We start from the raw sequence: 12,103 nt of genomic DNA, 5'->3' as shown, positions 1-12,103 counted from the left end.
GTCCATCGTCTCGCGCCCGGGGCGGGCGGTATCGGCGCACCCGCCGCGAGTCGTCCATCCTCGTCGCACCCGCCGGGCCGCCGGCGCTGCCACCTCCGTGGGGCCGGTGCCGTCACCTCCGTGGGCGGGCGCCGCCACCTTCAGAGGAGCGTGAGCGCCCGGACGTCATGCCGTGACGTCATGCGGAGGTAACACGGGCACTTTACGCTCTGCCCCGTGGCGGACCTGTTCGAGGGTTATCCGGCGGAAGCGGCGGCCACGGCGGCCTGGGACGAGGTGTTCGACGCGTCGAACACCCCTCGGGAGGTGTACGCCGCGCTGTACGACGCGTTGCAGCCGCTGTCCAGCGGGGACCTCGCGGCCCGCAAGGTGGCGCTGGACCGGGCCTTTCGGGACGCCGGCATCACCTTCAACCTGTTCGGCGAGGAGCGGCCGTTCCCGCTGGACCTGGTGCCGCGGCTGCTCGCCGGTGACGAGTGGTCCGTGATCGAGCGCGGCGTCGTGCAGCGGATGCTGGCGCTGGAGGCGTTCCTCGCCGATGTCTACGGCTCGGCCGAGGTGCTCGCCGACGGCGTCCTGCCGCGGCGCCTCGTGCTGACCAGCGCGCACTACCACCGGGCGGCGCACGGCATCGACCCGTCGAACGGGGTGCGGGCGCACGTGTCCGGCATCGACCTGATCCGGGACGAGGCCGGCGGCTTCCGGGTGCTCGAGGACAACGTCCGGGTGCCGTCCGGGGTCAGCTACGTGATCGAGAACCGGCGGGCGATGACCCGGGTGTTCCCAGAGCTGTTCGCCACCCACCGGGTGCGCCCGGTCGCCGACTACGCCACCCACCTGCTGCGCGCGCTGCGCGCCGCCGCGCCCCCGGAGGTCGCCGACCCGACGGTCGTCGTGCTCACCCCCGGCGTCTACAACTCGGCCTACTTCGAGCACGCGCTGCTCGCCCGGCAGATGGGGGTGGAGCTCGTCGAGGGCCGCGACCTGTCGGTGCGCGACAACAAGGTGACGATGCGCACCACCGAGGGGGAGCATCCGGTGCACGTCGTCTACCGGCGGGTGGACGACGACTGGCTGGACCCGGTGCACTTTCGCCCCGAGTCGACGGTGGGCTGCGCCGGCCTGCTCAACGCCGCCCGCGCCGGGCATGTGACGATCGCCAACGCCGTCGGCAACGGGGTCGCCGACGACAAGCTCATGTACACCTATGTCCCCGAGCTGATCCGCTACTACCTGGGTGAGGAGCCGATCCTCGCCAACGTCGACACCTACCGGCTCGAGGACCCCGACCAGCGGGCGTATGTCCTCGAACGTCTGGACTCCCTGGTCGTGAAGCCGGTCGACGGGTCGGGCGGCAAGGGCATCGTCATCGGCCCGCAGGCCAGCGACGCCGAACTCGCCGCGCTGCGGGAACGGGTGAGCGAGGACCCGCGGGGATGGATCGCCCAGCGGGTGGTGCGCCTGTCGACCTCGCCGACGCTCGCCGACGACCGGCTCGGCCCCCGCCATGTCGACCTGCGGCCCTTCGCCGTCAACGACGGCAACCGAATCTGGGTCCTGCCCGGCGGGCTTACCCGGGTCGCGCTGCCGCGGGGCAGCCTGGTGGTGAACTCCAGTCAGGGCGGCGGGTCGAAGGACACCTGGGTGCTCGCCGCCGAACCCGGGGGAGGCGAACCACCATACCTGCCCGGGCGTGTCCCGGGCGGCGCGCTCGGCGCGGCCGCCCGCCCCGCGTCCGGACCCGATCTCGGCCCGGTCTCCTCCGACCAGCAGCAACAGCAGCAACAGAACCAGGCCGGCCGCACGCCCGCCGGCCGGGAAGGTGAGCGCGCGGCATGCTGAGCCGGATCGCCGAGTCGCTGTTCTGGATCGGCCGCTATGTCGAACGCGCCGAGTCGACCGCCCGGATCCTCGACGTCCACGTGCACCGGGTACTCGAGGACCCGTGGCTCGACGAGGCCAGCGCCGGACGGGAACTGCTCGCCGCGATGGGGCGGCCGGCCGAGTTCGGCCAGCCGGTCGACTCGCGGCAGGTCACCGAGATCCTCGCCTACGACCCGGCGCGCCCGTTCTCCATCACCGGGGCGATCTCCGCGGCGCGGGAGAACGCCCGCGGCGCCCGGGTGGTCGTCTCCAGCGACGTCTGGGAATGCCTCAACGCCACCTGGAACGATCTGCCTCATACCGAGGAGCTGGCCCGCCGGATGGGCCCGCACGTGTACTTCCGCTATGTCCGGGAGCGCACCGCGATGCTCGCCGGCCTCGTCGACGCCACCCTCGCCCGCGACGACGGCTGGCGGTTCCTGGTGCTCGGCCGCAGCCTGGAGCGGGTGGACATGACCTCGCGGCTGCTCTCGTCGAGCATCAGCGACCATCCGCACTCGCAGAGCTGGATCAGCCTGCTGCGCTCCTGCGGTGCGCACGAGGCCTACCTGCGTACCTACCGCCGGGCCGTCGACGCCTCCCGGGTCGCCGAGTTCCTGCTGCTCGACCGGCTGTTTCCCCGCTCGGTGTACTGGTCGCTGGCGCTCGCCGAGCAGATCCTCGCCGAGCTCGACGGCGGACGGAGCCGCGGCAGCCCTCGCTCCACCGTCGACGACACGGCCCGGCGCCTGGTCGGCCGGGCCCGCACCGAACTCGAGTTCCACAGCGTGGACGATCTGGTCGCTGACATGCCCGACCTGCTCACATCCCTGCAGAGCACGTGTTCGACGGTCAGCCGCGAGGCGACCACCCGCTACTTCGCCCGAGAGGCGCCCCGCTCATGGGCGATGGAGGTACCGGCATGAACCGGCCGACGCGGCCGAACCGCCTGACGCGGCCGGCCAGCCCGACCCGCATCGCCCGCCCACCCCGGCGCGGGATAGGCGCGGGGGCCTGGCGGCGGCGCGTGGTCCCGGCGTCCCGCCGCGGCCGGCCGGTGAGCGCGTCGTGGTCCGTGGGCCCCACCCGCCCGACCCGGTTCAGGCGGGGGAGCGCACGGTGAGCTGGCAGATTCGGATCGAGCACTCCACCGGCTACCGGTACGCGAGTCCCGTGCACTCGTCCTACAACGAGGTGCGGATCATCCCGCAGACCGCCGACGCGCAGCTCACCCTCGAGGCGACGGTGCGCACCGAACCGGTGGCGAAGACCTACCGTTACTGGGACTACTGGGGCACCCAGGTCACCGCGTTCGACCTGCACACCCCGCACACCGAGCTCGTCGTCACCGGCCAGTCCATCGTGCAGACCGGGACCGCTGCGGCTCGGCCCGTCGACACCCCCACCTGGGCGCGGCTCACCTCCGAGCCCGTCGCCGACGAGTTCGTCGAGTACCTGCGCCCGTCGGCGTCGACCGGTGACGATCCGCGGCTCGTGGACGCCGCCCGCGAGCTCGCCGCCCGCCACAGCCCGTCCGATTTCATCCCAGCGGTCGGCGACTGGGTGCGCGAACGGCTCACCTACTGCCCCGGCACCACCGGCGTGCACACCGCCGCGGTCGAGGCCTGGGAGAAGGGCGAGGGCGTCTGCCAGGACTTCGCGCATCTCGCACTGGTCCTGATGCGTGCCGCCGGCATGCCCGCCCGCTATGTCTCGGGCTATCAGCACCCGTCGGCGACGGCCGAGGTCGGCGAGACGGTCGCCGGCCAGTCGCATGCCTGGGTGGAGGGCTGGATCGGCGAGTGGTGGGGCTTCGACCCGACCAACGCCGTGCCTGCCGGCGAGCAGCACGTCGTCGTCGCCCGCGGTCGTGACTACAACGACGTGCCTCCCATGCGCGGCGTCTTCTCCGGCGGCGCCTCCACCTCCCTGGGCGTCACCGTCTCCGTCACCCGCCTCGCCTGACCGGACCCGCTCCCGCTGCTGTCCCCTCGTTGCCGGCCGCCTGGTGGGAGGGCGGAGGGTTGTAGGCGGTGTAGCTGGGTGGCCAGGGCTGTCTCGCACTGGTGCGTTGCCTTGAGGAGGATTTTGAGGTTTCCGGGGGTGAGCGGTGTGCCGAAGTTCGAGCGGCGGATGGTGGCGTGTAGCTGGGATTGGCGGTTTCTGGTGAGCGTCAGGCCGGCTGGGGCGGCGAGTACGTCGCGGGCGAGGTAGGCGTCCCGGAGGGCATCATCGAGGAGTTGGTCGCTGATGACGATGGCGGCATGGCTGGACTGCCCGGTGATGCGGAGGAGCTCTGCGACGATCAATCCCAGGTGGAGGCGGAAAGTCCGGGGCACCGATGCATGGACGGATTCAACCGCGAGGTACGCATCAATCATCGCGGAGGGCTCATTGTCATCAGTGTCGCCGGCCAGGGTGCGGGTAATGGTCCGTAGACATGCCGCGACTGCGAGCTCCCATGGTTCGGAGGTGTCGCTGCGGTCGACGAGGGTGGTCGCTTTGGCGGGTTGGTCGGTGGTGGCGTGGTGGAGGACGGCGATCTGACGGCCGTCGAGGAGGCGTCGGCCGACGCCGTTGTGGCGGAGAGCGTGATGGTAGACGTCTGCCCAGCGGCCGGTCTGGCTAAGGGCGCGTAGACCGCTGCCGAGGAGGATGGTCCACACCCATTGGACGATCGCGGAGTGGTCATCGCTGTCGGCGACGAGGGCGCTGAGGGGCACGGTGTGGCCGTCGATGACGAGCCCGCTTCGGCTGCGGGTGGCATGGAGGAGGGCCTGGTACAGGTGGTAGGTGGTGGTGGCATCACCGTCGCGAGTGTGGAGTCGGGCAAGGTTGATCAGTGGTTGGAGGGCGAGGGTGGTGGTCGTGCGGTCGTAGGGGCCTGGGCCGGTGGTGAAATGGTAGATCTGGCGCCAGCACAGGTCGCGGGCGAGCTGTGGCATGGCGCAGTCGCTGGCGATGAGGGCGGCGAGGTTGAGAGCCTCGGCTGCGTGTAGAAGCGGGTTTTCGCCGTTTCGGGCGAGGCCGGCCTTGTGACGTAGCCGGTCGAGGCGTTCGGTAAGACTTCCACATGCAGGCTTCGGCCGAGGCACGAGGGGAAAATATCGCGGCAAAATGGCGAGTAGGGCGTTTCTCCGCGTGTCGGGCGCGGGTTTTTGAGTGCCTGGGCCAGTCTGCGGCGTGGAGGAATTGTCGACAGGTGTGATTCTGCGTGCCGCAGTGCTGTGGTGGGAGGGGACCATGGGGATCACCAAGTGATGGTGAATTGGGTGTGAGGGCGCTGAATGTGGGCTCGGGCCCCTTCGGCGTTCACGGGATCGGAGCTGCGGTAGGCGGTGATGATGGGCCGCGTGGGCCGGTTGGGTGCCCAGGCGTCGAGGAGGTCGGCGAGATGGGCTGTAAGTTTGTCGGCTTCGGGGCCGTGGGCAGTGATGCCGAGTTCGAGAGCATCGTCGGTGGGTTCGCGGGCGGTGAGGTAGGCAAGTGTGCTGTTTTCGTACAGGGCCGCGCCAGCCCAGCGCAGGGCGGGATCGGCGAGGCCGGAGTTGCGGGCGGTGGGGCCGACGGACAGGCGTCCGAAGGGGCGGTTTGTGCTGGTGGCGAGCCAGAGGTCAAGGTGTTCGGCGGGTTCGTCGTGTCGGACGTGGATGCCGGTCCACCGCTGGCGTGGCGAGTGGCGCAGGACCTGGGCGAGCGCGGTGGGGTCGTGGGGTTCGGTGGTATCGATTTTGAGGATGACGTCGTCCGCGAGCCGGATGTGTCCGCTGGCATGTTCGTCGTGTCCGGTGGTGGCGCGCATGGGGACGAATCCGCAGACGACGGCGGAGGTGCTGGTCATCTGACCGGAGGTGTGGTGGTCGAAGGCGAGGGCGCGGGTCAGGCCGCTGCCGTGTAGCCGTAGAGGGATGACGGCTCGGCCGCCGAGGCCGAGCTGGTCCCACCAGGCGGGTGGGATGTCGGTTGCCTCGGCGGTGACGATCAGCCGGTCGTAGGGCGCGTGCCCGGGGTATCCCAGTGCGCCATCGCCGCAGATGACGTGAGTTTGGTAACCGGCGGTGTGCAGGTGGTGGGTGGCGCTGGCGGCGAGGTCGTCGTCGAGTTCGATGGTGGTGACAGCGCCGTTGTCGCCGACAAGTTCGGCGAGGAGGGCTGCGTTGATGCCGGTGGCGGTGCCGATCTCGAGAACGCGTTGACCTGGTTGCGGATCAAGTTGTTCGAGCATGGTGGCGACGAGTTTGGGGCTGGACGCGGAGGAGTGGGAGGTGCCGTCGGCGGCGCGTCGGGTGACGATCGGTTTGGTGCCGTAGACGATGTCAAGGTCGATGCCGGGAAGGAATAGGTGCCGTGGCACGGCGCGGAACGCAGCCTCGATCCGGGGCGTGCGGAAGGTGCCCCATCCCTTGATGTAGTCGGCGAGGCCGTGGCGTAGCCGCGTGGCCTGCTGTTCGCGTGAATCCGGGGCGTCGGCTGCGGGAGCCTGAGCGCCGTCGCCGTTGGCGTTGGCACCTGATCGGATGTCTCTGTGGGAATGGACGCTGGTGTCGGGAATGTCGGACGTGATCGTGGGCGGGGCGATGGGGCCGGTTGTGGTGGGCCAAGGTGTGTCGATGGGGCCGAAGATGGTGGTGCGGGCGGCGGTGGCCAGAGTGCGCTGGTCGGTGGCGCTGATGCCGTGCCGGTTGAACAGGAAGATCAGATGGTGGGTGAGGACGCCGCGAAGCCCACGGGCCAGCTGTCCGGTGGCGGTCAGGGCGGCCAGGCCACGCCCGGCGTGTTCGAAGGCGCCGGGCCAGGCGGGAGCGGCGTGGAGGGGGCTGCCGGAGGTGTCGGAGTCAGCGGTGATCAGGGTTTGGATGTCGAGGAGGGTCTGCCGTCCCGGTGGGGTGGCCGGTGCAGGTGGGGTGCGGTGGTCGGCGAGGCGGTTCCAGCAGTCGCCCCGCTCGTAGGTCTCCAGGCCGGCGGTTCGGAGCAGTCGGGTGGAGAGAATGACGGGAAGTTCGCGGCGCAGGTGCGGGCGAGCGGTGGCGAGGTGGTCGAGCAGGTGTCGGCTGTCGGCGGCGAACAGATCGTGGGCGAGATCCATGCCGTCCGGGCCGCCGAAGGCGTGGGTCTCGGGTTCGTAGCGTGACTCGGTCCAGGTGTGGAGGGCGCCGTGGCGCTGGAGGGTGTTGGCGAGCTCATTGAGGGCCGTGTCGTCGGGGGTGCGGAGCCGTAGTCGCCAGGTGTCGCCCTTGCGCACGAACCACCAGGCCTGAACGGTGCCTGCGTTCTCGGCATCGGTGAGCAGGGGCCGCAGGTGGTCCACGGCCATCTGTTCGGCTGCCTGCCAGTCCGTGCAGACGAGGTTGAGCTGACGCCAGCCGTCGCTGGTCGGGAGAGTGGTCATGGCGGGTTGTCCTGTCGTAGGCCGGGGGCGGATCGCTGGGCGTTCAGACGCTGGATCAGGTCAGGAGCAGGCAGGAGGCCCAGGCGGGGTGGGTGTCGGCGGTGGCGAGGGTGTGCGCGACGAGAGCGACTCCGGCGCGGCCGTCGATGAGCCCGGCCGCAGACTGCGGGGATGTTGGGCCGCGACGACTGTCGGCGTGCCTGGCCGTCGCCAGGCCGGACGTCGGCTCGGGGCGGTCCGGGCGGTCGAGGTGGGCGTGGGCGAGGCCGGATGTCGGCTTGATGCTGTCCGTGTGCGCCAGGAAGGCGCGGGTCAGGCTGGGGAGTGTCTGGGCGGGTCCGGGGGTGGCGGCGTCGGCGGCCGCGCACCAGGTGGAGAGGACGACACCGGCCCAGCCGTGGCAGAGAGCCGGATCGGTAAGCCGGTCGAGTTGTGCGGGGTCGCGCAGGCAGGCGGTGAGGGCGTGCTCCGCGGCGGCCTGGCGGGGCTGGTCGCTGATGGCGAGGGCGGCCAGCTGCTGGGCTCGGGCGAGGCCGGGGGTGCCGTAACACCACGATGGCCGGGCCGGGCCGGCCTGGGCGGGACGGCCCGTGTGCAGGTCGGTGACGGTGAGGTGTTCGGGCCACCAGAGACCGGTCGGAGCATCCTGGCGCCAGGCGTCGAGCCAGCCGGTGATCCGTTCGATGGCCTTGGCGTGACCTGGGACGATGATGCCAGCGCGGAGCGCGAGCGCCAGCAGCGCGAGTGGGCCGGCAATGCCGTGGGCCATGCCCAGGTTGGCGTGACCGCCGCCGGTGGCGGGATGGCTGGGCGGAGGGTCGCTGGACCACCAACCAGGGGCGTCCGGTCCGGCAGCGTCGCCGGCGGGAAGTGGCCTTGTCAGCGCGACCAAGTAGCGCAGGACATCACGCAGGAGGGGGTGGTCGGGGTCGCGGCGGAGCAGGTAGGCGCCGAGTCCGGTCAGGCCGCGGACGAGGTCGAACTCGGCGAGGCGGGGCCGCCTGGCTGCCTGGATCCGTGCTCGGGCGGTGGTCAGCCGCCGCTGGGTGAGCGTGGTGACGGCTGCGTCAACGTTGGTCAGGGCGTCCCGATAACGTTCGGGGGAGATGGTCGCGATGGCGTAGGCGAGGGCCGGGGCGCCGAACCACAGTCCGGCGCCAGGCCCGACGCTGAGCCCGTCCGTGGTCGCGTGGCGAAGCCATCGGTGGACCAGCGCGCCGCTTTCGTCGGGCGCGGCGTGCCACGCGTGCAGGAGCGCGATCCCGGGTGCGCCTTTGGACAACGACTGCCGGTGCCAGCGCCAGCTCGTCGGGGCGACGTCGTCGTGACCGTTGTGGCGGCCGGGCGGTGGCGGGTCGGCGACGTCGGCCGCGATGCGGGCGGCGAGCGCGCCCGCCCGCCCGATGTCGCCGGCCTCATCAGGACCGCCCCTGGGACGGGTGGCGGTCGCGTGGATCATCGCGGTGCTCCGGCGGCCTCGGCGAGGGCTATCGCGCGGGCGAGCCGCCAGACGTGGGCCTCGGCGTGCGGGTCCGGGCCGTGGACCCGGTTGTGGTGCAGATGCAGCAGCGACTCCACTACTTCCTCCGGTGTCATCCCCGCCCGCCCGCCGCGGAGGAGGCTGGCGTAGTCGTCGGCAGCGTCGCGACGTGCCTGCCACGCTGCTGCGACCTCCGGCTTTGTCGCCGCGTTCGTGCCGCGGGGAAACCTTGCGTTGCTGGCCGTGGCCATCGGGATCGGCGCTGTGGACGGCATCGAAGTCGATGGGCCGTCGGAGTGGATGTAGGCGACGTGGAAGTGAAGAGCGCGGCGTCGCGCTGTCCGGTCCACCGGTCCGGCTTCCACGCTGTGGCGCCGTGCGAGGAGCCAGTCCATCCCTGCGGTGCGACTGCCGAGGATGGCAGCGGCCAGGTCGACCAGGCTCGCTGCGGTGAGCCCCTGACGGTCAGCATCGTCGGCCGTGGCAGTCGCGGTGAGCTCGGCGAGAGCGGCGGCGGAGTCGGCGGCGAACAATCGTTCAGCAACAGCCAGAACCGGTCCACGGCCGTATCGGGCGGGCTCGGGCTGGTAGGTGTCGAGAAGGAGGGCGTCGGCGAGGCCGTGCCGGCGTAGCCCAGCCACCCATGCGCCGACGCGGGTGGCGGCCTGGCCATAGTCGGTGGTGCGTAGACGGATGCGCAGGTGAGGGGCCGGGCCGTCGTAGCGGACGAACCAGCAGTACGGCGCGGTGTCCCAGCCCACTAGCAGGCCAGGGAGACGCTCTACCAGCAGTGTGGTGAACCCGTCCGGGTCGCCGAACACCTTGGCGAACAACATCTCTCCGCCCGGCAGCACCTCGTCCGACGGGTCGATCAGCGGCAACGGACCAGGACGGGCCAGGATCCGAGGTGCGGGAGCCGGGGTAGCGGTGCTCGCCATCGGGATCAGAACCTCGTGTGCGCGGCCCTGGCACCAGCCGAGGTCGGCTTCCGAGGGCGCCTCGGTCAGCGTCACCGTCGATCTCGTTTCGGGTGTCGGCGCGGGGAGACGGCGCAGATGGTCACGGAATAGCTCGACGTGCATCGGATCATCCAGCCTCAGGCGGAACTCCCGGTCGGCGACGCCGACGGAGATCCGCTCCGGTAGACCCAGCCGCTCACGTAGCGCGGCGATCGTTTCCATCCAGCTGGACAGAGACGCATCCGCGCCGGGCAGCGCGCCGCGCGGAACGCGCCACCGCGCCGGCGCGAGGACCACGCGCCGGTACCGCAGGCGCGGCAGGAACGGCAGCCCGGCCGCGGCGCCCCAGTCGAACAGCGCCACCGTCGCCGACATGGCGCGGGCAACGTCGACGAGGAACATTGCCAGCGGCGGCACCGCATGCCGTGCGGCGGCGCACACCAGCACCGGCTCCACGACGCGTCGGCACGACAGCGACACCACGTACATCCGATCCAGGCCAGCAGTCACGGCCAGGTCCCGCAGGTCCAGATCGGCTGGTGCCCGGTCCTGGTCCCGAGCCTGTCTCCGGTGCTCGCCGAGGCCGATGGCCGCAGGCAGGACCTGCGGGACGGCGAAGACGTTGCGCGCCCGGGTCCGCAGTGGCGCGAACGACACCTGCGCCGCCAACGCGCCCTCGACCGCCACCGGAAGCGCCGCGTAAGAGCGGACAAACCGGTGTTGCTCGGCGCGCGACAGCAGCGAGAGGAATCGGCCGCTGGTCGCGATCGCAGACTGCCCGATCCCGCACACCGCGAGCCGGTAGTCCCCGGTGTCCAGCGCCCCTTCCGACTCCGCCAGCACCTCGACACACAGATCGACATGCGGCGGTATCCGCAGGGGCTTGGGGCTGCCGGTGCGGCGATCAGCCTGACTGCCCGCCGCCGAGCCCAACCTGCTGACCAGAGGATCGTCCAGGACGACCTCGTGGACGTCGTCCAGGGCGGCCTGCTGCGCCAGCGCCAAGAGTTGCTCGTCCCGTCCGCCAGGCGGGATCCGCCGTCCCCGAGACTCCCCGAGTCCATACTGGGGATAGCCCAGACCGCCGACGCTCGAGACGAGCCGGGCGACCGGGACCACTGCTCCCGGCCCGAATCGATCGAGGAACCGTCGATGATACTCGCCCATCATCGGCGCACCGTCAGGGTACGGACTGAGCCGCACCAGCGCCCCCGCCGCTGCCGCAGCCTCCGCCGCAACAGTTGAGGGCAGGGCGAGCTCATCGCCCAAGCGGAGATCAACCGCCATAGGCGGCGTGTCGCCCGTGTCAGTCAGCGCGCGCATGCGCGCGCTGAGAGCCGATGAGGACGCCTGACCAGATTCCGGCTGGGACTGGACGGCCAGCGCGGCTTGGACCTTGGCCAACTCGGAGACGATCGGCCCGCTGCCCGGCGCTTCTGCGGCGTCCAAAGCGGCCAGCTCCGCCATCAGATGGTCAAGAGCGTCGAAGACCGTCAGCGGCGGACGCAGGCTGGTGATCAGCGCACCTGTCTCCACCAGGTTTCTGATCAGTTCGCGGACGGCCGTACCGTCCACCTGCGGGAACCGCGCGGCGAGCTGGTCGACCAGGAGGCCGACCGCGAGCGGGAAGCGGGCAGCCCGCAGCGCGTATCGGACCGGCGCGGTATTTCGCAGTGACACCGTCCGCCCCATGGGTGCGGTCTGCCGGGATGATGCTGTGGGCGTCGTTTCCGACGCTGGTCCGCTCGTGTGCACTGAGCCGGTCATGACCAGACGGCCACCGTGCACTTCGGCGAGATCATTGGCCGTCACCAGGAGGCGATCAAACAGGCTCGGGCAGGCCTCCAACCGAGCGATCACGGCCTCCACCCAAGCCGCGTCGGCACGGACCACCGCCTGATGCCGTACATCCAGACCGACGCCGACGCTCACGGCGCGAGCGCCGAAATGCAGCGGCGCGATCCCGGCGAACAACCCGAACGGCGTCGCTCGCCCCTGCAACCGCGCCATATAGCCCGCCAGCGACACGGCCACCCGGCGCATCCGGGCGATCTTCCGAACTTCGCCAGCCTGGACCGCCGCCACCCGGGCTGCCAGCGCCGGGCTTGCCGCCGCCACCGCGTCGGCCACGCCGTCGATCATCCAGATCCGGCTGACCCACATCCGCCAGGCCGCCGCATCGCCTTGATCGCCGCTGTCCGGCCAACGCGGAACGGCACCGGCATCGATGCCCACACTGGCGCGCAGCAGCGCACCCTCAACCGGCCGAAACCCGACACCGTCTCCGCGCACCGAATCCTCAGTCCCTTTCCGAATCGAATCCGAGGAGCACAGCGGCCCGGGGGGGGGGGGGGGGGGGGGGGGGGGGGGGGGGGGGGGGGGGGGGGGGGGGGGGGGGGGGGGGGGGGGGGG

At 71.2% G+C, this 12,103-nt stretch carries 7 protein-coding genes; 3 read left to right on the top strand and 4 right to left on the bottom strand.

What is annotated here, in order from left to right:
- Positions 1–216: 216 nt before the first annotated feature.
- The 3 genes from MXD95_RS26730 (at position 217) to MXD95_RS26720 (ending at position 3,828) form a co-directional block, all read left to right on the top strand.
- A complete protein-coding gene (locus MXD95_RS26730; RefSeq protein ID WP_250643505.1) occupies positions 217–1,842 on the top strand; it encodes a circularly permuted type 2 ATP-grasp protein in 1,626 nt (541 codons plus the stop codon).
- Positions 1,836–2,789: an alpha-E domain-containing protein gene (locus tag MXD95_RS26725; RefSeq protein ID WP_250643504.1), complete on the top strand. Its 954-nt coding sequence runs from the start codon at positions 1,836–1,838 to the stop codon at positions 2,787–2,789. The genes MXD95_RS26730 and MXD95_RS26725 overlap by 7 nt, the downstream gene beginning before the upstream one ends.
- 193 nt (positions 2,790–2,982) lie before the next feature.
- Positions 2,983–3,828, top strand: coding sequence for a transglutaminase family protein (locus MXD95_RS26720; protein WP_250643503.1), 846 nt, complete (start codon positions 2,983–2,985; stop codon positions 3,826–3,828).
- Here the strand turns inward: MXD95_RS26720 and MXD95_RS26715 are convergent.
- The 4 genes from MXD95_RS26715 to MXD95_RS26700 form a co-directional block, all read right to left on the bottom strand.
- Entirely contained in the window at positions 3,738–4,958 is a 1,221-nt protein-coding gene (locus MXD95_RS26715; RefSeq protein WP_250643502.1) for a hypothetical protein, read from the bottom strand. The two genes, MXD95_RS26720 and MXD95_RS26715, sit on opposite strands and share 91 nt — an antisense overlap.
- Positions 4,959–5,113: 155 nt before the next feature.
- The gene (gene fxlM, locus MXD95_RS26710) at positions 5,114–7,252 is read right to left on the bottom strand and encodes a methyltransferase, FxLD system (protein WP_250643501.1); all 2,139 of its coding nucleotides are present in this window, start codon (positions 7,250–7,252) and stop codon (positions 5,114–5,116) included.
- Positions 7,253–7,307: 55 nt separating this feature from the next.
- Complete coding sequence (locus MXD95_RS26705) at positions 7,308–8,711, bottom strand: lanthionine synthetase C family protein (protein WP_250643500.1); 1,404 nt, start codon at positions 8,709–8,711, stop codon at positions 7,308–7,310.
- Positions 8,708–11,983, bottom strand: a complete 3,276-nt coding sequence (locus MXD95_RS26700) for a lantibiotic dehydratase (protein WP_250643499.1) — start codon at positions 11,981–11,983, stop codon at positions 8,708–8,710. Before MXD95_RS26700 ends, MXD95_RS26705 begins: the two co-directional genes overlap by 4 nt.
- Positions 11,984–12,103 lie beyond the last annotated feature (120 nt).

Origin of the sequence: Frankia sp. AiPa1 (assembly GCF_023243075.1) — a bacterium.
Lineage (GTDB): Bacteria > Actinomycetota > Actinomycetes > Frankiales > Frankiaceae > Frankia.
Note: the sequence above shows the minus strand (reverse complement) of the source record. Positions and strands in the feature narration are given on the sequence as shown.

What these genes read in the sequence shown, in the direction of transcription:
- fxlM (WP_250643501.1), bottom strand. Translation starts at nt 7,252, where the DNA reads ATGACCACTCTCCCGACCAGCGACGGCTGGCGTCAGCTCAACCTCGTC.
- MXD95_RS26725 (WP_250643504.1), top strand. Translation starts at nt 1,836, where the DNA reads ATGCTGAGCCGGATCGCCGAGTCGCTGTTCTGGATCGGCCGCTATGTC.
- MXD95_RS26705 (WP_250643500.1), bottom strand. Translation starts at nt 8,711, where the DNA reads ATGATCCACGCGACCGCCACCCGTCCCAGGGGCGGTCCTGATGAGGCC.